Source organism: Pseudomonas chlororaphis subsp. aurantiaca, assembly GCF_013466605.1.
GTDB classification, from domain to species: Bacteria; Pseudomonadota; Gammaproteobacteria; order Pseudomonadales; family Pseudomonadaceae; genus Aquipseudomonas; species Aquipseudomonas chlororaphis_I.
The window spans coordinates 281,548-306,083 of sequence record NZ_CP059162.1 but is presented as its reverse complement, the minus strand read 5'-3'; the positions used below and the strand labels follow the sequence as shown (position 1 = coordinate 306,083).

General features: G+C 58.5%; 20 protein-coding genes and 2 pseudogenes. 15 read left to right on the top strand and 7 right to left on the bottom strand.

What is annotated here, in order from left to right:
- Positions 1-292 precede the first annotated feature (292 nt).
- From H0I86_RS01315 to H0I86_RS01285, 7 genes are all read right to left on the bottom strand, one after another.
- Entirely contained in the window at positions 293-1,075 is a 783-nt protein-coding gene (locus H0I86_RS01315) for a MetQ/NlpA family ABC transporter substrate-binding protein (RefSeq protein WP_180923585.1), read from the bottom strand.
- 228 nt (positions 1,076-1,303) lie between these two features.
- Entirely contained in the window at positions 1,304-2,236 is a 933-nt protein-coding gene (locus tag H0I86_RS01310) for a sigma 54-interacting transcriptional regulator (RefSeq protein ID WP_009046422.1), read from the bottom strand.
- Between the two features lie 56 nt (positions 2,237-2,292).
- Entirely contained in the window at positions 2,293-2,874 is a 582-nt protein-coding gene (locus H0I86_RS01305; protein WP_085533335.1) for an alpha/beta hydrolase, read from the bottom strand.
- Between the two features lie 370 nt (positions 2,875-3,244).
- Positions 3,245-3,646, bottom strand: coding sequence for an ExbD/TolR family protein (locus tag H0I86_RS01300; protein ID WP_009041659.1), 402 nt, complete (start codon positions 3,644-3,646; stop codon positions 3,245-3,247).
- A gap of 1 nt (position 3,647) precedes the next feature.
- Positions 3,648-4,373: a MotA/TolQ/ExbB proton channel family protein gene (locus tag H0I86_RS01295; protein ID WP_180923583.1), complete on the bottom strand. Its 726-nt coding sequence runs from the start codon at positions 4,371-4,373 to the stop codon at positions 3,648-3,650.
- A 63-nt stretch (positions 4,374-4,436) separates the two neighbouring features.
- Entirely contained in the window at positions 4,437-5,264 is an 828-nt protein-coding gene (locus tag H0I86_RS01290; protein ID WP_180923581.1) for an energy transducer TonB, read from the bottom strand.
- Positions 5,265-5,641: 377 nt separating this feature from the next.
- Positions 5,642-6,499 carry a LysR family transcriptional regulator gene (locus tag H0I86_RS01285; protein WP_180923579.1) on the bottom strand — a complete coding sequence of 286 codons (858 nt, stop codon included), beginning with the start codon at positions 6,497-6,499 and terminating at the stop codon, positions 5,642-5,644.
- A 109-nt stretch (positions 6,500-6,608) separates the two neighbouring features.
- Here H0I86_RS01285 and H0I86_RS01280 point away from each other — a divergent pair, with 109 nt between their 5' ends.
- From H0I86_RS01280 to H0I86_RS01210, 15 genes and pseudogenes are all read left to right on the top strand, one after another.
- Complete coding sequence (locus H0I86_RS01280; protein ID WP_180923577.1) at positions 6,609-7,268, top strand: ankyrin repeat domain-containing protein; 660 nt, start codon at positions 6,609-6,611, stop codon at positions 7,266-7,268.
- Between the two features lie 21 nt (positions 7,269-7,289).
- Positions 7,290-7,751 carry a nucleoside deaminase gene (locus H0I86_RS01275; RefSeq protein ID WP_124337528.1) on the top strand — a complete coding sequence of 154 codons (462 nt, stop codon included), beginning with the start codon at positions 7,290-7,292 and terminating at the stop codon, positions 7,749-7,751.
- Complete coding sequence (locus H0I86_RS01270; RefSeq protein ID WP_180923575.1) at positions 7,738-8,967, top strand: CynX/NimT family MFS transporter; 1,230 nt, start codon at positions 7,738-7,740, stop codon at positions 8,965-8,967. Before H0I86_RS01275 ends, H0I86_RS01270 begins: the two co-directional genes overlap by 14 nt.
- A gap of 312 nt (positions 8,968-9,279) precedes the next feature.
- A complete protein-coding gene (locus H0I86_RS01265; RefSeq protein WP_007925756.1) occupies positions 9,280-9,798 on the top strand; it encodes an Hcp family type VI secretion system effector in 519 nt (172 codons plus the stop codon).
- Between the two features lie 134 nt (positions 9,799-9,932).
- Positions 9,933-11,975 (top strand): type VI secretion system Vgr family protein, encoded by a 2,043-nt coding sequence (locus tag H0I86_RS01260; protein ID WP_180923573.1) that lies wholly within the window; start codon positions 9,933-9,935, stop codon positions 11,973-11,975.
- On the top strand, positions 11,965-12,702 hold the full coding sequence (locus tag H0I86_RS01255; protein WP_180923571.1) for a DUF4123 domain-containing protein: 738 nt from the start codon (positions 11,965-11,967) through the stop codon (positions 12,700-12,702). The genes H0I86_RS01260 and H0I86_RS01255 overlap by 11 nt, the downstream gene beginning before the upstream one ends.
- Positions 12,702-17,357, top strand: coding sequence for an RHS repeat-associated core domain-containing protein (locus tag H0I86_RS01250; protein WP_258019447.1), 4,656 nt, complete (start codon positions 12,702-12,704; stop codon positions 17,355-17,357). The genes H0I86_RS01255 and H0I86_RS01250 overlap by 1 nt, the downstream gene beginning before the upstream one ends.
- Position 17,358: 1 nt before the next feature.
- Positions 17,359-17,889: a CPCC family cysteine-rich protein gene (locus H0I86_RS01245; RefSeq protein ID WP_180923570.1), complete on the top strand. Its 531-nt coding sequence runs from the start codon at positions 17,359-17,361 to the stop codon at positions 17,887-17,889.
- A gap of 591 nt (positions 17,890-18,480) precedes the next feature.
- On the top strand, positions 18,481-18,756 hold the full coding sequence (locus H0I86_RS01240) for a hypothetical protein (protein ID WP_159298904.1): 276 nt from the start codon (positions 18,481-18,483) through the stop codon (positions 18,754-18,756).
- A gap of 64 nt (positions 18,757-18,820) precedes the next feature.
- Positions 18,821-20,626, top strand: a pseudogene (locus H0I86_RS01235) (RHS repeat-associated core domain-containing protein); the annotation flags it as partial.
- 452 nt (positions 20,627-21,078) lie between these two features.
- Positions 21,079-21,708: a hypothetical protein gene (locus H0I86_RS01230; RefSeq protein ID WP_124335923.1), complete on the top strand. Its 630-nt coding sequence runs from the start codon at positions 21,079-21,081 to the stop codon at positions 21,706-21,708.
- An 879-nt stretch (positions 21,709-22,587) separates the two neighbouring features.
- Complete coding sequence (locus tag H0I86_RS01225; protein ID WP_124337525.1) at positions 22,588-22,863, top strand: hypothetical protein; 276 nt, start codon at positions 22,588-22,590, stop codon at positions 22,861-22,863.
- A gap of 81 nt (positions 22,864-22,944) precedes the next feature.
- Positions 22,945-23,064 (top strand): annotated as a pseudogene (locus H0I86_RS32390) (RHS repeat domain-containing protein); the annotation flags it as partial.
- A gap of 101 nt (positions 23,065-23,165) precedes the next feature.
- Positions 23,166-23,492 (top strand): hypothetical protein, encoded by a 327-nt coding sequence (locus H0I86_RS01215; RefSeq protein WP_164485950.1) that lies wholly within the window; start codon positions 23,166-23,168, stop codon positions 23,490-23,492.
- A 404-nt stretch (positions 23,493-23,896) separates the two neighbouring features.
- Complete coding sequence (locus tag H0I86_RS01210; RefSeq protein ID WP_124335920.1) at positions 23,897-24,241, top strand: hypothetical protein; 345 nt, start codon at positions 23,897-23,899, stop codon at positions 24,239-24,241.
- The last annotated feature ends 295 nt before the right edge of the window (positions 24,242-24,536 follow it).

Genomic DNA, 24,536 nt, shown 5'->3' with positions numbered 1-24,536 from the left:
ACCGACCTCGATACCCCGCAACCCCTCGATCCGCAGGACATCGTCAAATGGCTGAAGGCACTGTGCCGGGCCATGAAGCCTTCCTGAGCAGAATCCCTTCATCGTTGATTGCCCGCGATTGCGTCCTTACTGATACACCGCAGCGCCTGGATCGCGAGCAAGCTTCGCTCCTACAGAAGCAAGGGGAAGCCGTTCTTGCGGGGGCGTAACGCGGGCAATAAAAAACGCCGACGCTGTAGAAGCCATCGGCGCTTAAACCTTGAAGGGGTTTGTACGACTTAAGCGTAGTCCATCAGAAGGCCGGCAATACCGCGCCGCTATATTTCTTCGCGATGAATTCTTTCACTTGTGGGCTGGTCAGGGCCTTAGCCAGTTTCTGGATGGCGGCGCTGTCCTTGTTGTCCGGGCGGGACACCAGGAAGTTCACGTACGGCGAATCGGCACCCTCGATCACCAGCGCATCCTTGGCCGGGTTCAGGCCGGCTTCCAGGGCGTAGTTGGTGTTGATCATGTCCAGGTCGACCTGGTCCAGCACGCGCGGCAGCAGGGCCGATTCCAGCTCCTTGAACTTGAAGTTGTGCGGGTTCCTGGCGATGTCTTTCGGGGTCGCCAGGGCGTTTTTCGGGTCCTTGAGTTCGATCAGGCCGGCCTTCTGCAGCAGGATCAGGGCGCGGCCGCTGTTGCTGCCTTCGTTCGGAATGGCGATGGTCGCGCCGTCTTTCAGCTCGGCCAGGGTTTTGACTTTCTTCGAGTAGCCGCCGAAAGGTTCGACGTGCACGCCGATCACGGTCACCAGGTTGGTGCCTTTGCCTTCGTTGAAGCTCTTCAGGTACGGCAGGGTCTGGAAGTAGTTGGCGTCCAGACGCTTCTGATCGACCTGCACGTTGGGCTGCACGTAATCGGTGAAGACTTTGATTTCCAGGTCCACGCCTTCCTTGGCCAGGGTCGGCTTGATCAGCTCGAGGATCTCGGCGTGCGGCACCGGCGTGGCCGCCACCACCAGTTTCTCGCCAGCCTGGGCCAGACCGGCAGTCAGGGCAGCCGCCAGTGCGGTGAACAACAGAACCTTTTTCATGCAGTGTCCTTATGAGTCGTCAGTGACGACGGCTTTTGTAATGTAGGTGCCAGCGAAGTGCTATCTCTGGCGTGGAGCGGACAATACCGGGATTTTTTATGCCTTAACAATATCTTTTATTCACGTTGATATTCCATTTTGTTCATACAGGAACGGACCGCTCTAGCCCGCGTCCGGGGCACTCTACAAGCCCCTGTAGCCGCTGCACGGATCAGGAATGGAGGGGCTTCAGATCACGCCGTGTTGCTTGAGCAGGTGTTTCAGCGCCTGCAACTCGGCGGCGGAACCGTCTGCGATCAGGCCCTTCAGTTGCTGGTCCACCCGCTCCAGCCGCGACAGCTGCGGCGGCAGGTTCAGGTGCTCCGGCAGGATCTCCTCGCCACTGCTGACCAGCAGGGCAAAGTGAATGACGTTCTCCAGCTCGCGGGTGTTGCCCGGCCAGCTGTGCTGCTCCAGCACCTGCTGGGCGGCTTCGCTGATCAGCGGTACCGGCAGGTCGAGGCGCTGGCTGTAGATGCCGAGGAAATACTCGGCCAACGACAGGATGTCGCCGACCCGCTCGCGCAGCGCCGGCAGCTCCAGGTGGCCCTCGCCCAGGTAGTGATACAGCCGCTCATGGAACTTGCCCGCCGCCACCGCCTGGGCCAGGTCGATGCTGGTGGCCGCCACCAGGCGCACATCCACCGGGCTCGGCTGATGGGCGCCGACCCGGGTCACCTCATGATTCTCCAGGGCCGAGAGCAGCTTGATCTGGATCGGCAACGGCAAGTCGCCGATCTCGTCCAGGTACAGGGTGCCGCCGTTGGCCGAGCCGAACCAGCCGGCGCGGCTGCTGGCCGAACCGCTGAAGGCGCCTCCGGCATAACCGAACAGTTCGGCGTCGGCGTAGGTCGGGCTGATGGCCCCGCAGTTGACCGAGACGAACAGGCCGCTGCGGTCGCTGGCACGGTGGATATGCCGGGCCAGCAGCTCCTTGCCGCTGCCGGTTTCACCGCGGATCAACACCGAGATCGCCCGCGGCGCCAGCTGTTCCAGCTCCTGGCGCAACTGCCGCGAACGAGGATCGACGAACACCAGCGCCTTGGCGCGGATGCTCAACGGGCTTTTTTCAGCATCGGGAAAGGTCAGCAGCGGCTGACCGAAAGACTCATGCAGACTCATGGCAGACTCCCGCCCAAATCCGCTGGCAGGCGGGGGCGTTTAACAAAAAGAAAAAATCAGGCGCGGCGCAGGGAATGCTGTTCCATGCGGTTTTGCAGGCGGTAGAGATACGCAAAACCCTGCTCCCAGCGCTGGTGTCCGGACTTGACGTTGATATGCCCGGCACCGGACAGGATCCCCGCCTCGGCGCCCCAGTTGCGGGCCAGTTCCAAGGCACGCGGCGCGCTGATGGCGCTGTCGTTGTCGGAGCTGACAATCTGGCTCGGGAACGGCAACAGGTCGCTGGGGATCGGCGCGAAATTGCGCAGCGCCGGCGCGCAGGCCGGACGCTCGACATCCGCCGGCGCCACCAGCAACGCACCGCGCACCTGGCGCAAGGCACTGACCGGCGCATGGGCGGCCCAGTGCGCGACGGTGATGCAGCCCAGGCTGTGGGCAATCAGGATCACCGGCGTGCTGTCGGCGGCAATCGCCTCGGCCAGCGCCGCGACCCAGTCTTCGCGCCGGGGCGTCAGCCAGTCGGCCTGCTCCACCCGCGCACTGTTCGGCAGGCTGTTCTGCCAGTGGCTTTGCCAATGATCTTCTGGCGATCCTTGCCAGCCCGGCACAATCAGGTAGCGAATTGATTCGTTGCGCATGGGGAGCTCTCCTGCGTGTCTGTTCCCGATCGAGTATAGGGACGAGAGTTATATTCGTTAAGGAATAAGAAGATATTTATTAAGACCTATAAAGAATATAAAACGTCGCCTGTACTGAACCTGTACGAACGTCGTGGGCTCGTGTTGGGGTCGCGTCAGACAGACCGCGGCGTCTAACTTCGCGGGCAAGTCGGATCGCCGCCCGCTCGCTCCTACAGAAGCGGGGGGATGCGGTGGTCGAATCGATAGGAGCGCAGTTTGCGCGCGATGGGGCCCGTCCAGGCAACCTCGCCAGGCCAGATCGCAGGCAAAAAAAAGGCCGCACCCTGCCAAGGAGACGGCCTGAAAAGTCGTGGCTTACAACACTGGGTCAGCGCGCGGTGATCACCGACAGCTTGGTGATACCGGCACGCTCGATGGAGGCCATGGCACGGGCCACTTCGCCGTAGTTGACGCCGTCGTCCGCCTGCAACTGCACGCGCACTTCCGGGTCCTTGGCCTTGGCCGCCTGAAGATTGGTTTCCAAAAGGTCCGGCTGGATCTCATCCTTATTGATAAAGAGTTTGCCGGCGCCGTCGATGCTCACCACCAGCGGGTCCTTCTGCTCCACCGGGGCCACGGCCTCGGTCTTGGGCAGGTTGATAGGGATCGCGTTGGTCAGCAGCGGCGCGGTGACGATGAACACCACCAGCAGTACCAGCATCACGTCCACCAGCGGCGTGACGTTGATCTCGCTCAGCACCTCATCACTGTCCTGGGTCGAGAAGGCCATGTCAGGACGCCTCCTTCACTTTCTGTGCGCTGCCCTGGGCCGCGGCCTTGTGCGCGGTCGGGTGGATCAGCACGCGGAACGAACTCTTCTGCGCCAGGCTGTAGAAGTCATGGGCGAAGTCATCCAGGTCAGCGGCGGTCAGCTTCAGGCGCCGCAGGAAGTAGTTGTAAACCAGCACCGCCGGTACCGCGACGGCGATCCCCACGCCGGTGGCGACCAGTGCCGCGCCGATCGGCCCGGCCACGGTTTCCAGGCTCGCCGAGCCCGCCGCGCTGATGCCTTTCAGGGCTTCCATGATCCCCCACACGGTGCCGAACAGGCCGATGAAGGGCGAGGTGCTGCCGATACTGGCGACCACCGCCAGGCCGGTTTCCAGCGAACGCCGCTCACGGACGATCTGCTGGCGCAGGGCGCGCTCCAGGCGATCCTGATGATTGATGGCCTGGCTCAGGTCCGCCGCGTGCGCGGTGTCGCCGACCTGGATCGCCGCATAACCGGCCTGGGCCACGCGAGCGGCGGCACCGGGCCGGGTTTCGCTGAGCTCGGCCGCCGAGTCGAGGCTGGAGGCGGCCCAGAACTGTTTGTGGAACTTGCGATCCTGGGCCTTGAGGCGGGCGAACTGCGCGCCCTTGAGCAGGGCCAGGCCCCAGGTGGCCACGGAAAACACCACCAGCAGCCAGATCACCGCGCTTTCGATGGATTCGAGTGGAGATGCCAATAAACTCATGATGTGTCCCTCGGTATAACCCTTGTAAGAGCGAGCGTGCTCGCGATAGCGCCTGGCGCAGGCTCAATGAATCTTGAAATCGATGGGCACGCTGACCCAGCCGTCCTGGGCGACATCACCCTGCTTGGCCGGCACGAAGCTCCAGCGCTTGACTGCCGATAACGCCGCGTCGTCGAGTTGCTGGCGACCGCTGCTTTTCTGAATCTGGATCTCGCCGGGCTTGCCGCTGGCCAGTACATGCACCCGCAGCAATACCGTGCCTTCCCAACCGCGACGCTGGGCCAGCGACGGATATTCCGGCGCCGGGTTCTTCAGGTACGCGGCATTCGCCGAAGCCGGGGTCACGGGCGCCGGGGCCGGTGGCGCGGGCGGTGCCGGAGCGGCGACAGGCGCGGCCGGTTGTGGCGGCACGGGTTGTTGCTGGACCGGTTTCGGCGCCGGCTTGGGCTCAGGCTTGGGGAGCGGTTTCGGCTTGGTCTGCAGTTTGGGTTTGGAAATCGGCTTGGGCGGTGGCGGCTTGACCGCCAGTTCGTCCTCCACCGGCGGCGGTGGCTCCACCACCGGCTGTACCGGTTGCGGTGGCGTCGGTTCGACCACCGGCGGCGCCGGCCGGGAAAACTCGATGGTCATCGGTGGAATTTCCGGCGGCACGATCGGCAATACCGGGGTCGGCTTCTGGCTGATCCAGTAGATCACCGCACCGTGCAACAGCAGGGCAATCACCCCGAGCGCAATCGCCTCGCGCCGCCGCAGCCCGGCCTTGGGTGCCTTCTGCAGACGCAACTGGCCCAACGGCAAGCGATGCGGCCGGCCGAGGTCGACCAAATCGCCGCTCGGCGCCTGGCGCCACAGCACCTCATGTGCACTGGCGGCGATCTGGACATTGCCCATTGATTAACTCCCTACAGTCTTTTGCGAATAACCCGACCCGCACCTGCGAACTCCCCCGGAGCAGCGTCGAGGGCTGAATGATTGGCGCCAGACACTTATCTCCGAAAGTAATCTTTAAAGTTATGGATAGATCAAAATTGCATATTTAAAGTCGCCATTTCGCGCCAGGCCGCGCGGATCAAGGGCTGCAGGGAAGGAGTCAAAAAGCCATGCTTTGCGAGCATTGAAAATATTCGCCAAGGGCATTGCATCGCCACGGCAAAAGCGGGGTGAAGCGACAGCAGTGGCGAAATAAAAGGGACCGACCGAACGTCGATCACGGGATCAGGCGCCCCCGGTAACGCGCGCCTGCTCAAGCGAACCCTGGACAGGGTTGTTCAGACCTTCAGTGCCTGGCTCTCGCACAGCGCCAGCAACTGGTTCTCCAGGGCCTTGCCAGCGCGGCTCAAGCCGCTGCGGCCGTACAGCGCCAGGCGCACGCCCTGGATGTCCGGCAAGCCGCTTGCGCCATCGAGCACGCGGTGCCCGGCGGTCACCACCCGCACCGGCAGCAGGCTGATGCCCAAGCCTGCGGCCACCGCCGAGCAAACGCTGGCCAGGCTGGCGCTGGAGTAACCGATGCGCCAGCGCCAGCCACCGACTTCGAGATGGTGGAGCATTTCATGGCGATACAGCCCACCCACCGGGAAGGCCACCAGCGGCAATGGATCGCGGCCAAAGGCTGGGGTGGCGCGGCTGTCGACCCAGCACAGGGGTTCCGGCCAGGACGCCAGGCAGTCGTCGCTGGCGCCCATCTGCTTGACCAGCAACAGGTCGAATTCGCCGCGTCGATAGAACCGGGTCAATTCCGGGCCCAGCCCGCTGGTGACCTCCAGGCGCACGCCGGGATGGTCCTGGCCGAAGCGCGACAACAACGGCATCAACCGCTCGGCGGCGAAGTCTTCCGGCACCCCGAGGCGCAGCACACCTTCGCTCTGCTGGTGCAGCAAGACATCGCTGGCCTCTTCGTTGAGGGCCAGGATGCGCCGCGCATAGCCCAGCAGACGCTCGCCCTCGGCGGTGGCCACCACCCGACGCTGGTCGCGATCGAGCAACTGGCAGTCCAGGCTCTCCTCCAGCCGCCGCACCTGCTGGCTGACGGTGGACTGGGTGAGGTGCAGGCGCTCGGCGGCGCGGGTGAAGTTGGCGCAGTCAACGACAGCGACAAAGCTGCGCAGCAGCACAGGATCGAACATGGCAGCACCATTCTGAATGCCACTGATTGGCATGGTTATATTTAATTTCAGAATACATCAGGGCCTGACCATACTCGGCGTTCATTGACTGCACAGGGAGCCTGATGCCATGCGTTACCTGTCTTGCAAATACGCTGTCCTGGCGCTCTGTCTGTTCGTGGTGGGGGTGGTGATGGCAAAGGATAACCAGCTGCTCGAAGCGGTCCGCGACGGGCAGTTGCCCAAGGTCCAGGCGCTGCTCCGGCAAGGCGCGGACGTCAATGTGCGCGGCCTGGATGGCAGCAGCCCGTTGCTGCTGGCCACCGCCGCCAACCAGGTCGAGATCGCTCGGGCGCTGATCGAGGCCGGCGCCGACGTCAACCAGAAGAACCTGATCCACGACAGCCCTTACCTGCTGGCCGGCGCCAGCGGACACAATGCGATCCTGCAACTGACCCTGGCCCACGGCGCCGACCTGAAAAGCACCAACCGCTACGGCGGCACCGCGCTGATCCCGGCCTGCGAGCGTGGGCATGTCGACACCGTGCGCCTGCTGATCGAGGCCGGCGTCGACCTCGACCACGTCAATCGCCTGGGCTGGACCTGCCTGATGGAAGCCATAGTGCTGGCCGATGGCGGCCTGGCACACCAACAGATTGTCGCCCAGCTGATCGCCGCCGGCGCCGACCTGAACCTGCCGGACAACGCTGGCCTGAGCCCTCTGCAACAGGCGGAAAAACGCGGCCAGACCGCCATCGCCAAACTGCTGCGGGACGCTGGCGCGTCCTGACTTGTGCCACAAGGAGCCTCCATGAAAGACGACCAGGATTACCTGCAACGCGCCGTCGAACTGGCCCGGCAAAACGTCGCGGCCGGCGGCCGGCCGTTTGGCGCGGTGCTGGTGCGCGACGGCCAGGTGCTGGCCGAGACGGTCAACCAGATCCACCTGAGCCAGGACCCCACCGCCCACGCCGAACTGTTGGCCATCCGGGTCGCCAGCCAGCGGCTCGGCCCGCGCCTGGACGGCTGCGTGATCTATGCCAGCGGCCAGCCCTGCCCCATGTGTTTGAGCGCCATGTACCTGTGCGGTGTGGCGCGCGCGGTGTTCGCCGCGGACAACGCCAGCGCCGCGCCCTTCGGCCTGTCCACGGCGGCGATCTATGAACAACTGGCCCAGCCCCTGGCGGACCAGCGCTTGCCGGTGCAGCACCTGCCACAAGCGGCGATGAACGCGATCTACCGCGACTGGCAGGCCCGCCATGCCGCTCGCTGAGTCGCGCCTGCGTCGCCTCGGCGGCTGGGCCCTGCTGATCGCCCTGGGGCTCAACCTGCGACCGATCATCAGCTCCATCAGCCCGCTGCTGATGGAGATTCGTGGCGCCACCGGCATGAGCTTCCAGAGCAGTGCCTGGCTCACCAGCCTGCCGGTGGTCTGCATGGGCCTGGTGGCGTTGCTCGGGGTGCGCCTGGAAGCTCGCCTAGGAGAACGGCGCGGCGTCGCCCTCGGCCTGTTGATGATCCTCTGCGCCTGCCTGGCGCGCTTGCTCTGCGACCAGGCCGGCGCGCTGCTCGCCACCGCCCTGCTCGGCGGTGCCGGCGTGGCCTTGATCCAGGCGCTGGTGCCGGCGCTGATCAAGCGCCAGTTCCAGCAGCGGGTGGCCTTGGCCATGGGCATTTATTCGGCTTCGCTGATGGGCGGTGGCGGCCTCGCGGCGCTGCTCAGCCCGCATGTCGCCACGCACTTCGCCCATTGGCAGGCCGGGCTGGGCGTGTGGTTGCTACCGGCGCTGGCGGCCCTGCTGTTGTGGTGGCTGCTGCCTTTCGCCGGGCCGGGGCAGCGCCTCAACGCGCCCTCCATCAACCTGTGGCGCAACCGTCGGGCCTGGTTGCTGGCGCTGTATTTCGGCCTGATCAACTGCGGCTACATGAGCATGGTCGCCTGGCTGCCGGCCTATTACCTGCAGTTGGGCTGGAGCGCGACCCAGAGCGGCTCGCTGCTGGCGTTCATGACCATCTTCCAGGTCATCGCCGCGCTGTTGATGCCCGCCCTGGCGCAGCGCCAGAGCGACCGCCGGCCACTGCTCGCCATCAGCCTGAGCGCCCAGGCCCTGGGTTTCGGCGGCCTGGTGTTGTGGCCGCTGCAGGCCCCGCAGCTGTGGGTGGCGTTGATCGGCTTCGGCCTCGGCGCCTGCTTCGCCCTGAGCCTGATCCTCACCCTCGACCACCGTCGCGATCCCCGGGAAGCCGGGCAACTGGCGGCCTTCGTGCAAGGGGTGGGGTTCCTGATCAACGCTGTGTCGCCGTGGCTGACCGGCTGGCTGCGGGAACTCACCGGCAGCTTCATCAGCGCCTGGTGGGTACTGATCCTGACCGTGCTGGGCATGCTGGTGCTGACCCGGGTATTCAGCCCCTCCAGCTACCGCGAGTCGCAGTCGACAAACGTGGCGCCGCAACCGATACCCACGGGAAGCACCTCGACCTCCACCTGACAAGGCCCATGGCCATCATGCGCAACTTCTTGCGCACCTGGCTGTGGATAACTCTGTGAGTAGATACTCAAAAGCCTGATAGAACATAGCTCATAGCCGAGTGCGCAACTTCTTGCACAGCACTGCGCAAGAAGTTGCGCACTTTCAGCGGCTTTCGCCCGGGAAATACTTTCACCGATCTCCAAAATCACCTGAAGCCCTTGATCCATAAGGTGCTTCCCGCTCCTGGCACGCTCCTTGATATCTACCTCGGCACCCAACCGGGCGATTCGTCCCACCGGGCACCTTTATTTTTTAGCAAGGAGAGCATCCATGGCTACACCAGCGTATATGTCCATCACCGGCACCAAACAAGGCCTGATCACCGCCGGTGCCTTCACCGCTGACTCCGTTGGCAACACCTACCAGGAAGGCCACGAAGACCAGGTCATGGTTCAGGGCTTCCAGCACGAAGTGATCATCCCGCGTGACCCGCAGTCCGGCCAGCCAACCGGCCAGCGCGTTCACAAACCAGTGGTCATCACCAAGGTATTCGACAAGGCTTCGCCACTGCTGCTGGCTGCCCTGACTTCCGGTGAGCGTCTGACCAAGATCGAAATCCAGTGGTACCGCACCTCCGCTGCCGGCACCCAGGAGCACTACTACACCACCACCCTGGAAGACGCGATCATCGTCGACATCAAAGACTACATGCACAACTGCCAGGACCCATCGAACTCGCACTTCACCCACCTGGAAGACGTGCACTTCACCTACCGCAAAATCACCTGGACCCACGAAGTCTCCGGGACTTCCGGTTCCGACGACTGGCGTTCCCCGGTCGCGGGCTAAGTCCGGCCGACCGTTACACCAACATCGGCCAGCTCTGCTGGTCGATGTTGTTTACGCCATAAGGGATTTCTTGCGTTCGTCGGCGCCCGGCCCCGGGCTCGACCCACGCGGCAGTACTGCACGAGGAACAAGGGATGTTCGCGCCGGCCAATCAGACTCACTTCAGCCTGACCATCGAGGGGCTTTCGAACGACCTCCAGGTCCTGTCCTTCACCGGACGGGAAGCCATCAGCCAGCCCTTTGCCTTCGAGGTCGAGCTGGTCAGCGCCCAGGCCACCCTGGACCTGGAAAGCCTGCTGCACAAACCGGCCTTCCTGCAGTTGGCGCAGAATGGCACCGGCATCCATGGGCAGATCTACCGCGTCGCCCAGGGCGATTCCGGCAAGCGCCTGACCCGCTACTCGGTGACCGTGCGCCCGCACCTGGCCTACCTCGCGCACCGCATCAACCAACGCATCTTCCAGAACCTCACGGTGCCGAAAATCATCGGCCAGGTCCTCGAAGAACATGGCATCCAAAGCAATGCCTACCAGTTCCAGCTGGGTTCGATCTATCCCGAGCGCAACTACTGCGTGCAGTACGACGAATCGGACCTGCATTTCATCCAGCGCCTGTGCGAGGAAGAAGGTATCCACTACCACTTCCAGCACAGCGCCGACAGCCACAAGATCGTCTTCGGCGATGACCAGACGGTGTTCCCGAAACTGGCGCCAGTGGCCTATCAGCAAGACTCCGGCATGGTCGCCAACGACCCGGTGATCAAGCGCTTCGACCTGCGCCTGGAAGCCCGCACCAGCCGCACCACGCGCCGCGACTACGACTTCGAGAAACCGCGCCTGACCCTGGAGAGCGACGCCAAGAGCGAGTTCAAGCCGGACCTCGAGGATTACGATTACCCCGGCCGTTTCGTCGACCGCGAACGCGGCAAGCACCTGGCCAAGCGCGCCCTGGAACGCCACCGCAGCGACTACCGGCTGGCCGAGGGCAAAAGCGACCAGCCACTGCTGGTCAGCGGGCATTTCCTGGCCCTGAGCGAGCACCCGAAAGCGCAATGGAACGACCTCTGGCTGCTCACCGAGATCGTCCACGAAGGCAAGCAGCCGCAGGTGCTGGAAGAGTCGGTGACCAGCGACACCACAGCCTTGAAGGACGACTTCCACCAGGGCTACCGCAACCGCTTCCAGGCCACGCCCTGGGACGTGCCCAACCGGCCGCCGCTGCTGCACCCGAAACCGCGCATCCTTGGCAGCCAGAGCGCGGTGGTCACCGGGCCCAAGGGCGAAGAAATCCACTGCGACCAGTACGGCCGGGTCAAGGTGCAGTTCCACTGGGACCGCGAAGGCCAGTCGGACGACAAGACCAGTTGCTGGCTGCGCGTGTCCTCGGCCTGGGCCGGCGCCCAGTACGGTGGCATCGCCATCCCGCGGATCGGCATGGAAGTGCTGGTGACCTTCCTCGAGGGCGACCCCGACCAGCCGCTGATCAGCGGCTGCCTGTACCACAAGGAAAACGTCGTCCCCTACGAGTTGCCGGCGAACAAGACCCGCAGCACCTTCAAGACCCTCAGTTCCCCGGGTGGCGGCGGCTACAACGAGCTGCGCATCGAGGACAAGAAGGGCCAGGAACAGATCTTCCTGCACGCCCAGCGCGACTGGGACGAGAACGTCGAACACGACCAGAAGATCCGCGTCGGCAACGAACGCCACGACACGGTCGAGGCCAACAGCTACAGCGAGTTCAAGGCCGAGGAACACCACACCGTGCACGCCGACCGCAAGGTCGAAGCCCGCGCCAGCGACCACCTCACCGTCGGGGCCAACCAGCACATCAAGATCGGCACCGGGCAGTTCATCGAGGCCGGCCAGGAGATCCACCTCAATGCCGGGGTGAAGGTGGTGATGGAAGCCGGTAGCGAGCTGACCCTCAAGGGCGGCGGCAGCTTTATCAAGCTCGACGCCGGCGGCGTGACCATCAGCGGCCCGCAGGTCAAGGTCAACTCCGGTGGCGGCCCGGGCAGCGGCTCCGGCGCCGCGCCACTGATGCCCGGCGTGCTGAAGCAGGCCGACGCCGACAAGGCCGGCGCCCTGCTGACCCCGGCGCAAATCAACACCCTCAAACGCAACGCGCCTTTCTGCGAAGAGTGCGAAAAGTGCAAGGACGGTGCCTGTGCCATCTGATCGCCTGACACCCCAGGCCTGGCTCGCCCGCCAGCCACTGCAAGCCGACGAACGCCTGTACCTGGTCATCAGCAACGCCAGCGACGCCAACCCGCTCAAGGACTTCTACCAGACCCAGGGCGCCAGCGGCCTGACCGCCCTCTGGAGCGGCACGCCCTACGCCGACTGGCAGCCGGTCATGCCCTACCTCGCCGAACTCAAACCGACCTCCCCCTTCCTCGACTGGATCGCCACCACCGACGCCGACGACTGGGGCTGGCTCGCCGTCTCCAACTGCGAACCGACGGTGGTATTCGAACACCTGCGCAGCCTGACCCAGGTGAAGATGCCGGATGGCGCCGAGGTGTTTTTCCGGTTTTGGGATGGGCGGCATATTTATCCGATTTTGGAAGGCCTTGGTGCCGCTGCCGGTGAGGTACTGCCGGTCTTCAATCGTTACTGGATCAATGGCCAAACCCTGGAAACCGGCATACGCCCGGTGCCGAAGGTCAAGCAATGGCCGTGGTGGGAAGTGCCGCAACCCTTGCTCGATCAGTTGGTCAAGAAAGACCCGACCACCCTGATCGACAACCTGATGCAATGGCTGAGCGAGGAACGCCCAGACCTGTACGACGCTTTCCCGGAGGCCGTGCTGCGCCACAAGGTCGCGCACTTCGTGCGCCGACCGGATGCCCCGAAAGCCCTTAATGAAGCACTGCTTAACCACCTGACTCTGGAGCAAGGATGATGGGTCGTGTTGCCGATATCGAAAAACAACTGAACTCGTTCAAGGACAGCCTGACGCTGTATCGCAAGCAGATCGGAGAGTGGTACCTGGCCCCCCTCGATGTGGCTAGCAGAGCCGCTGATATGCCCTCCTTGCTGGGCATGGAGCGGATTATCAAGGCGGGCAACTCCAGCAAAGCGGTCAGCATAAACGACGATGATTTCTCATTCGTCGCCCGTTGCCCGGCTGGTGGCCCGCTGCTGATCGAGAGCAAATTCGAGTCGGTGTATGACATTCCCATCGGCGGTATCAAGGTCGATTTCATTGCGGTCGAGGACGGTGCCAAATCCACGATAACCCTGAATGAACAAGGTAAAGGCAGCTTTAAGGGAAAAGAGGGCAAGCTCTACAAAATCCATGTGCATGACCAGGTAACCAAAGATCAAATCGATGCCCTGTTCAAGTCCTACGACGGCCTGAGCGCCAACCTTGAAGGCTTCCTGCGCAAGGAATGGGCGGGCTTCAAGCCCCAATGGTCGAATCAGAGCGCTGCGGCCCATGCCATGGCGATTGGCAGTGGCATTCTGGAAGGCGGCTGGGAAGCCATCAAAGGCGTCTGGGACGGCATCACCAAAGCGCTGGATATCTTGCAAAACCCCAAGAAGTTCGCAGCGGACCTGGGAGCCGGTGCCGAAGAGCTGATCAAACTGGCCAAGGAAGCGCCAGACGTCATGAAAAAGGCCATGCTGCTCGCCAGCGACGAGGCAGCCCTTTTTCTGATGGTGCGCTGCGCATCCATTTGGGTAGCGGGATTACCGCCCACCCAGGCCGCGGGCCAAGCGGCGAAAATGACCTCGGCAGCCGTTGTCGGCATCCTGATCGACATCGTCATCGCGATCGTCTTGACCGTGGCCGCCGAGGGCGCAGGGCTGTTTTATCTTGCCGCGCGCCTGGCCAAATACGGCCAGATCATCGTCAAGGCGGTCACCGGCTTCGTGAAGGCCGTGTTCAACATCATCAAGAGCTTTATGGGCTATGTGGGCAAATACGTCGCCGTAGCCGCTCGCGGCGTGGCCTCGCGGGTGGAAAAAGGCGTGGCGCAGCTGCGTTTTGATGGCAGGAAGAACAGCACGGTCGGGCACTCCGGGCATGCCGACGATGCCTCGCATCAGTCCAGAACCCCCGACAATAAAAGCGCCAACAGTGCGGCTGAAACCTGCACCAATAACTGCCCCGTCTCTATGGTGACGGGTGAAGAACTGCTGACCCTGACCGATGGCCAACTCGATGGCCTGCTGCCCTTTGAATGGACACGCCTGTACCGCACCAGCGCAGTGGAGATCGACAGTCGCCTGGGGTATGGCTGGAGCCATGCACTGTCCCATCGTTTGCAATTGGACGATGAAGGGGTGCTGTGGACCGACAGTGAAAACCGCCAGACCCGCTTCCCGATGCCGACCGAGCAACGTCCGGCCATTACCAACAGCCTGGCCAAGGCCGCCATCTATCTGGGCGATGCGCCGGGTGAGCTGATCCTGACCCAGGCCGGCGCACAGACGCGTTTCTTCCACTTCCGCGGCGGCCGCTTGACCACCATCAGCGATGCCTACGACAACCAGCTGCATATCAGCTACGACCTGGTCGACCGCGTCCAACGCATCGACAACGGCGCCGGGCGCTCCTTGTTCCTGCGCTATGAAGACAGCCTGATCGTCGCCGTGGACTATCAGCAACGTCGCGCCGAATACGACGAGCGCGGTGAGCGTCAAGAGCCGTGGGTCACCGTAAAGACCCTGGTGACCTACCAGTACAACCGGCAAGGCCAGCTCACCAGCGCCACCAATGCCGCAGGCGAAAGCGAGCGCTATCGCTACAACGAACAGCACGTGATCATGGAGCGCCAGCTGGCCGGCGGCGCGAGCTTTTTCTGGGAGTGGGAGAACAGGGGTAAATCGTCCCGCTGCATCCATCACTGGGCGAATTTCTCGCAGATGGATGCGCGTTATGTGTGGGATGACGCCGGCAAAGTCACAGTCATCAACGCCGATGGCAGTGAAGAACTCTATGTGCATGACGAAAATGCGCGACTGATCAGCCAGACCGATCCTGATGGTGCCGAGACACAAAAAGCCTACGACGAAAAAGGCCGTCTGATCGCGGAGAAAGACCCGCTCGGCGCAGTCACCGAGTACCACTACAACGAAGCCGGATCGCTGGCCGCGGTGATTCCGCCCGAAGACGAACCCACGTCCTATGAGTATTTTCGCGGCTTCGTCAGCGACGTTCACCGGGGCAAGGCCTCCTGGAAATACCAGCGCAACGACCAGGGCGACATTACCCGCCAAACCGACCCTCACGGCAACGAAACCCACTACCGCTACGACCGCCAGGGTCGCCTGCTGGAAATCACCCACCCCGACGGCAGCCGCCATCAACTGGGTTGGAACGGCCTCGGCCAGCTGCTAGAAGAACGCCTGCCTGACGGCGGCCAGCGCAAATACCGCTACGACGCCCTGGGCCGGCAAATCACCCGCCAGGACGAAAGCGGCGCCATCACCCAGTATCAGTGGGACGCCGCCAACCGCCTGGCTCAGATCACCCTGCCCGGCGGTGCGACCCGCGCCTTCAGCTACAACGCCTACGGCAAAGTCACTGCCGAACGCGACGAGCTGGGCCGTATCACCCGCTACGAATACGCCGACAACCTGCACCTGGTCAGCCGCCGCATCAACCCGGACGGTAGCCAGCTGCGTTATCGCTACGACAACGCGCGCCTGCTGCTCACCGATATCGAAAACGAGCGTGGCGAGCAGTACCACCTGGATTACTACCCCAACGGCCTGATCCAGCAGGAAACCGGCTTCGACGGACGCAGCACCGCCTATGCCTACGACCTCAACGGCAACCTGCTGAAGAAAACCGAATTCGGCGACGACGGCAGCGAATTGGTCACCGAGTACCAGCGCGATGCCGCTGGCCGCCTGCTGGTAAAAACCCTGGCCGATGGCGAAGAGATTCACTACAGCTATGACGCCCTCGGCCGCCTGGTCAACGTCGACGACGGCCACTGGCCGCTGGCCTACGAATACGACCTGCAAGACCGCCTGATCACCGAGCACCAGGGCTGGGGCACCCTGCGTTATGAGTACGACAAGCTCGGCCAACTCAGCCATTGCCGTCTGCCCGATGGCAGCAAGCTCGACTACCGCCATGCACCGGGCGGGCAACTGAGCAGCATCGACCTCAACGGCTCGCGCCTGACCAGCCATCAGTTCAACGCCGGCCGCGAACAGCAGCGCCAGCAGGGCCTGCTGCTCAGCCAGTATCAGTACGACGAGCAAGGCCGGCTGCAGGCCCACAGCGTGAGCCAGCAACAGCACGGCCAGCACCGCAACCTCTACCGCCGCGCCTATGCCTACGACGCCAACGGCAATCTCGCTGGCATCGACGACAGCCGCAAGGGCAACCTGCGTTATCACTACGACCCGCTGGATCGCCTGATCAACGTGCGGGGCGCCACGCCGGAAAGCTTCGCCCACGACCCGGCCGGTAACCTGCTCGGCCAGGGCGACCAGCCAGCAGCCAACCTGGCCAACGTCAAAGGCAACCGCCTGCTGATGCAAGGCGACCGTCATTACGACTACGACGCCTTCGGCAACCTCAGCCGCGAACGCCGCGGCGCGGGCCAGAAGCTGGTCACCGAATACCAGTACGACTGCCAGCACCGCCTGATTGGCGTGAGCCTACCGGGTGGCAGTACCGCGACCTACAAGTACGACGCCTTCGGCCGGCGCATCGCCAAGACCGTCGATGGCCGTACTACCGAGTTCCTGTGGCAAGGCGAACAACTGATCGCTGAAAGCGCTGAAAATCGCTACCGCACTTACCTCTACGAACCTGGCACCTTCCGTCCCCTGGCCGTGCTCGACGGCGAGGGCCCGGCCCAGGCCACACCGTTCTACTACCAACTCGACCACCTCGGCACACCACAAGAGTTGACCGCTTACAGCGGCGAGATCATGTGGTCGGCCAAGTACCGCGCGTATGGCAACCTGGCGGCGCTGGACGTTTCCGAAATCGACAACCCACTGCGTTTCCAGGGTCAGTACTTCGATGCCGAAACCGGGCTGCACTACAACCGTCATCGCTACTACAATCCGAACTCTGGACGGTTCTTGACACCGGACCCGATCAAGCTGGCGGGGGGGTTGAATAACTACTTATATGTAAACAACCCAACAGGGTGGGTGGACCCGCTCGGTTTGCAGGAATGCCCGGGAGCAGGTGGGGGTAACCCTACCAATGGGGGACAAAGTTCGCAGAGCAAAGCGAAAGCAGATCATGGAGAACTCCCTCCTCCTACGGCAGCATCAGTTAAGTGGAAAGGGTTTTCATCTGGGAAACTCCAAACTCACTACCAAAAACATGTGTTGGATCAAAAAGAATTCGGCAATATAAGCCAAGCAGAATATCTGAATCAGGCAAAAGCTTTTGCCAAGGAATCTGGGAATTTTAACGAAGCACAGGTTGGAAACTTCATCATTAAACATGATCCAGCAACAGGCAGAATATTTGTTGGGCATCTAAAGCTTCGAGAAATCAGAACATTCTATAGAGATGATGGAAGAAGTGCAGACGCATTCCAATCGGCCATTGATTTAGCTAAAGGACTTTAAGATGAGTGCTCTTCCAAGAACTGATGCCATATATAAAATATGCAAGAAAATCTTAAGCTCTCTCGATAATGATGCGCGCGAATCATACATACTTAATTGGTGGGGAATAGATGAGAGCGACTTTGAATTCTCTCTACTGTCGAAAGAAATGCAAAATCTAGTATCGTTAAACGATGATCCTCCGAGTGATACTCAGAATCAAATTTACAACGAGCTGATCATGATTGCTCTATCTTCAGAATACAAAGGCGTAACAAATACATACTTATCAGAGCTCATGTCAAAAATTGGACTAGGGGAGTATGAAGTACATGGAGACATTGAAACACTGGAAGCTTGTCCTTGCTGTGGCTATCGAACTCTCTCATCAAGAGCAAACTATGATATCTGCGGATTATGTAACTGGGAAGATGATGGCACAGTAGGACAAGAAACCTATAGCGGTCCTAATCATATGACCCTCCGAGAGGGCCAAGAAAAGTTTAGGGTACAGATGGATAAGTTACCGTTGAACAAATGGGTCATGGCTTAGCAAAAGCTTTGGATATCTACTGCTACAGGGGCGGTCATAGGCTAGCCCTTGTAACGACATACCAAACACACAAAAGCTGCCTGCTAAACTCTCGCATGCTTACAACCACCCTCTCTAAATTACATCCCCGCTTCTTTTTTGCAATTGGTGAAGACCACTACTGAGGGCGTCCGCGCCTTATAAGGCTCAGCGGATAACAAACGAATCCTTAACTCATCTAAAGCATTTCGCGAATAACTCTTACGCTGCAACACACTAGAATCCCCCCTACATTTCTCAAAGACTCTTCCTACATCTAATACCAGCTCCCGCCAACTTGTACAGTTCCTTTCACATAGCTAAGATTTTTACCGTCACTGCAAAATCAGTGACCGGTTTTGACAGATCGAATATGATCGAGGCATGCAAATGCCGCTATGTGAACAGCTGGCATTTTTTTGTGCCTGCCGTTCCTTTATATGGCGGCTGTGCGTGGGGCACCTTTGCGTGCGCCGGGCTCCTTGATCCTCGGTCTGTCAACCCGCGTACAGCTGCCACCCTACTTGTTTGACAGCGAGTAGTGGCAGCTCCATTTGATCAAGGAGCTTCACCATGAATCGATACATGCCCATCACCGGCATCGACAATAATTTTCCCTCGCTACTGATTGATACTCAGGCACCTATGGATGTGCTGCATGACACCGCCGCATACCGTATTCGATGCGTCACCCAACTACTTGAAACAATTTCTCTAACCGAAAACTTCAACAGCGACCCGCTACTGCTACAAGATTTGTCGCGAGTGATCGTCATCCCACTCCGCGACGGCTGTGACCTGATGGATGTCATCGGCCGCAGATTGCAGGATCAAGCTCTGAACGCTTAACCCCGTTCTTTAAAAAATCAGCAATGCCTTATCAGCGCAGCGTGACGACCTGCGCTGATCTTCCGACGATGACCAACGCAAATACCGCTACGACGCCCTGGGCCGGCAAATCACCCGCCAGGACGAAAGCGGCGCCATCACCCACTACCAGTGGGACGCCGCTAACCGCCTGGCGCAGATCACCTTGCCCGGCGGTGCCACCCGCGCCTTCAGCTACAACGCCTACGGCAAAGTCACTGCCGAACGCGACGAGCTGGGCCGTATCACCCGCTACGAATACGCCGACAACCTGCACCTGGTCAGCCGCCGCATCAACCCGGACGGTAGCCAGCTGCGTTATCGCTACGACAACGCGCGCCTGCTGCTCACCGATATCGAAAACGAGCGTGGCGAGCAGTACCACCTGGATTACTACCCCAACGGCCTGATCCAGCAGGAAACCGGCTTCGACGGACGCAGCACCGCCTATGCCTACGACCTCAACGGCAACCTGCTGAAGAAAACCGAATTCGGCGACGACGGCAGCGAATTGGTCACCGAGTACCAGCGCGATGCTGCTGGCCGGCTGTTGGTAAAAACCCTGGCCGATGGCGAAGAGATTCACTACAGCTACGACGCCCTCGGCCGCCTGGTCAACGTCGACGACGGCCACTGGCCGCTGGCCTACGAATACGACCTGCAAGACCGCCTGATCACCGAGCACCAGGGCTGGGGCACCCTGCGTTATGAGTACGACAAGCTCGGCCAACTCAGCCATTGCCGTCTGCCCGATGGCAGCAAGCTCGACTACCGCCATGCACCGGGCGGGCAACTGAGCAGCATCGACCTCAACGGCTCGCGCCTGACCAGCCATCAGTTCAACGCCGGCCGCGAACAGCAGCGCCAGCAGGGCCTGCTGCTCAGCCAGTATCAGTACGACGAGCAAGGCCGGCTGCAGGCCCACAGCGTCAGCCAGCAACAGCACGGCCAGCACCGCAACCTCTACCGCCGCGCCTATGCCTACGACGCCAACGGCAACCTCGCTGGCATCGACGACAGCCGCAAGGGCAACCTGCGTTATCACTACGACCCGCTGGATCGCCTGATCAACGTGCGCGGTGCGACACCAGAGAGCTTCGCCCACGACCCGGCCGGTAACCTGCTCGGCCAGGGCGACCAGCCAGCAGCCAACCTGGCCAACGTCAAAGGCAACCGCCTGCTGATGCAAGGCGACCGTCATTACGACTACGACGCCTTCGGCAACCTCAGCCGCGAACGCCGCGGCGCGGGCCAGAAGCTGGTCACCGAATACCAGTACGACTGCCAACACCGCCTGATAGGCGTCAGCCTACCGGGTGGCAGTACCGCGACCTACAAGTACGATGCCTTTGGCCGACGCATCGCCAAAACCGTCGATGGCCGCACTACCGAGTTCCTGTGGCAAGGCGAACAACTGATCGCTGAAAGCGCTGAAAATCGCTACCGCAGCTACATCTACGAACCGGGCACCTTCCGGCCGCTGGCCATGCTCGATGGCGAAGGCCCGGCCCAGGCCACGCCCTTCTACTACCAGCTCGATCACCTTGGGACACCGCAGGAACTGACCGCCTACAGTGGCGAGATCATGTGGTCGGCGAAGTATCGGGCGTATGGCAATCTGGCGGCGCTGGACGTTTCAGAAATCGATAACCCGCTGCGCTTCCAAGGTCAGTATTTCGATACGGAAACCGGGCTGCACTACAACCGTCATCGCTACTACAATCCGAGCTCTGGACGGTTCTTGACCCCGGACCCGATCAAGCTGGCGGGGGGGTTGAATAATTACCAGTACGTAAATAACCCAACGGGATGGGTGGATCCGTTGGGGTTGACTGGGGAGTGTCCAGGATCAGACGGGAAGAAGGCTGGCGGAGCAGGAGGTTTTTTAGATAAGCCAGCAGATGCAAATGGCTCGTTAAATATTGGAGCAGGAACAAATCCTTTAGAAGGTTACTATAACCTTGACATTGATCCGAAGGTCCCTGGTGTACATGCTGGCGATGCAACCAATTTGTCGGGAATCAAAAGCGGATCCCAAAGCCGGATCAATATTGATAATCCCTATGGCTACGACCCATTGAATTCGGAGATATTGAGAGTCCTATCGCAAGATGGCCAAATAACTTTAACAGGCAGCGCCAACGCAAATGGTTATTTAAAAAAGGCGATCAAGAGAATTGAATCACTTGGATTGAAAATTGTTTCCCATGAGAAAATATCAACGCAAGGATTTAAGACTGTTGACGGGCGAGACATTCAATCCAGGCAGCTTGATCAATTTGTCATTAAGAGAGCAGATTAACAATGAAAATAACACTTAACATAGAGGAAGCATTTGGCGCTATAGACTATGATAATGCTGGAGGGCTTATAAGCTATCTAGATGTGGCATTAACTGAAAAATTCTACGAGACGCCAAAAATAAAAATAATAAACTTCATTCTCAACACAATTGACGACCCAATAATAGAGCAATTAACAAATCAAGTTTCTTCAGCAATCCCTGAACGCATTATAAATGACGGCTTCATTCTGGTGAAAAGCGCTCTTATTGAATTTGAAGAGCTAGACAGACTGGAGTCGGAAATCTCAATACAAACCGGAGATAGCAAACATACAACGCAAAATAGCTGGGGAAGAAAACTTCAAAACAACGACAAAATATATGATCTAGGAGGAAGGCTTTTATTCAATCCAAACATCAGCATAAAACTATGCCTTATAACCTCCAAGAAGATAAAATTAACGTACTCCACCAACGACGCAGTACTTATAGACTCCTACACAAATCTTACCCAAGAAATAGAGAAAGCCAATCAAGAAATGAAAAACAAAACCTCATCAACACCCGCAACACTTTTTGATATAGAGGTGATAAAAAACCATACCAAATCTGACTCAGACAAAGGTTACAACATTTACTTCGAATCATAATCCATAAAACAATTCATCCTGTGCTTGGCTTGCTACTACTTAGAAACCAAATTTTTACAACTACCAGTACAAACTCTACGGGGTGACTGAGTCCATTGAGTTGGAATGTTTAGGGGCAGATGGAAATAAGCCAGAAGTTTTGGCCAAAGGCACCACGACCAAAGCTGCTGTCATTTCCTAGGACTTTTGAACATGTCAAAAATAAGCATTGCCTCTGCAATCCCTACTAGCGATCTTGAGATAGCCAACTTTTTACATCAACGATTTAAAATGTCATTGATGGGCTCTCAAAAAAACTAAGCATGGGAGAGAAAGGTTTTTTCTATACATGTGATTTATATGGAAACGATCATGTAGAGCGAGAAAAGGACATTCGCGACATCGTTAGTTTTTTAATAGTAAAAAAGCCCACTTCTCTTTATTTAAATTGACGACGACCAAGACTGGGGGAATCTAGACCCTGACAACCTTAGTGAGCGTTCAATATCAGAAGAAGAAATGATTAACACCTTTGACTCATCTAAAGGGCTTTATGAGTAGTACCATAACCCCCTTAACTGTAATAGCACCACCGTTTAAGATTGATTTTTCCTACAAAATAAATCGACTTTTCTAGCTTGTAGGAGCTTGGTTCAATATATAGGATCTTCAAGTCGCTACAAAATCAGCGACAAGGGTGTGGAAGCCCTTTGAGATCCAAGTAAAAGAACCTCCATTAAGCATGCTTTTTATATGCTGTTAATTATGGCGGTTGTACGCGGGGCACTTTCGGGTGCGCCGGGTTCCTGGATCCTCGGTCTTCCACACCCGTGTACAACTACCACCCCTCATGTGGAAGTGATGCAGGCAGTTTCTGAAACTGACCCAGGAAGATCATCTATGTCTCGCTACATGCCCATCACAGGAATCGACAACAACTTTCCTTCGCTGCTGATCGACACACAGGCCCCCATCGATGTGCTGCATGACACCGCCGCATACCGCATCCGATGCGTAACCCAGCTACTTGAAACGATTTCTCTAGCTGAAAACATCAACAGCGATCAGTTACTGCTACAAGACTTGTCGCGAGTGATCGTCATCCCACTCCGCGACAGATGCGACCTGATGGATGTCATCGGCCGTAAATTGCAGGATCAGGTTCTGAACGCTTAAATCCGCTCTTTAAAAAATCAGCAATGTCCTATCAGCGCAGCGTGACGAACTGCGCTGATCTTTCAACGGCAACCAATGCAATACCGCTACGACGCCTTCGGCAACCTCAGCCGCGAACGCCGCGGCGCCGGGCAAAAGCTGGTCACTGAATACCAGTACGACTGCCAGCATCGGCTGATCGGCGTCAGGCTGACCGGGGGCAGGCCAAAAGACAGGGACAGATCTCAAAGGCGAAGCCAGATAACTATCAACCCGGACATGGAACAGGTTTCATACCGGGAGAAAAACACCCAGGAACATAGATGATGAACTCTTTTTCTGCAGCAGATGGAACCATCCAAAAAATAACAAGCACTCCAAGGGTACTAGTAGTTAACTTTACTGACTGGAAAGAGCAAAGCTGGACTATCATATTTGAAAACCTGATAGCATTCCAAAGTATAGGGGCTGAAGGAGAGGAAATATCAGAAATAATAGAAAGTGAAAAAATACTCCTTGAAAACATCAATATTGAAGACATTGATGGCACCACAAAAAGTTACAGTTTTATTTCAGCATGGAGTTCAAACCCGGCATTAATAATAGTCGCTAAAGATTATGAAGCAAAAAAGCATAACCAAAATTCATGAAAAGTTAATTATCTACGACCATGCTCTCCCAATTCAACGCCCTTGATACTGTTCACGTCACAATAAGGACTCAGCTTTGAAAACCGACGTCTAGGCCGACGTTTTTACAAATTCATAGAAGACTCTAAAAGCTCAAACTATGTCGCTATAGAAGTTCACCATTCCGAAAAAAGCACTCGAAACACAAGACAGCAGTGACAGCTCCGACGTGCTCATAACAAAGCTAAAAACACTAGAATCTGAAGGTGAGATCAACCATTTTATTCAAGAAGACCATTTTACCCCTGAGCTATTTACTCCTCCTTGGGGATGTGATTACCCACTGAACTAAAAACAGGAAGACCAGTAATCCATAGTTTCCCTGAGCCTCCAGAACAAGTGCAAAAACATATGGGAACGGTAAGATGAGAGAAAAACTAGAATACAACCTTCAAGCCATTCGAGTACCAAGCGGATGGACAATAACTATAAATAACCTTTTCGAAGTCGAGTTAACAGAGAACACATCTGACTGGTACAGTAGTTCAGTACTAATTGGCGGCGCACGAAGAAGTACAGGTCATTGTTTCGATGCAAGACTTGAACCAGAAGGAGACCCATCCGGAGAGTTCGTAGTTGACTTTCTCACCATAAAATATGACAACCATGGAAAGCCTATAAAAAAATCTGAAAATTATATAGGTGAATTCAGAACAAAAAATAAAGCGGAGCTAATAACCAAGATCGAGAGCTACATGTTAAAGACATGAACTAATAGCATTAAAAATCTCTCGCAATTCGGAATCCTATAAACTTAGGCCTGTCCTGCATGCAATATTTCCGCCACTAGTAGGCAGGGTGTTTTTATCTTTGGCGCATTTTAGGAGTGGCTCTCGTATTAGTGAAGTCAAAAGCCCAAAAGCAAATTGAAAACGAGTTGAGACAGCGTCCAGAGTTCTCCGGATCTAGAAATGAGCGATTTACCTTCCGTATATTTACGCAGAAGGAAATTGAAAAGCTCCAAGCGAAAGCCGACTCTCAATTTTTTATTAAACCAGGAAAGTA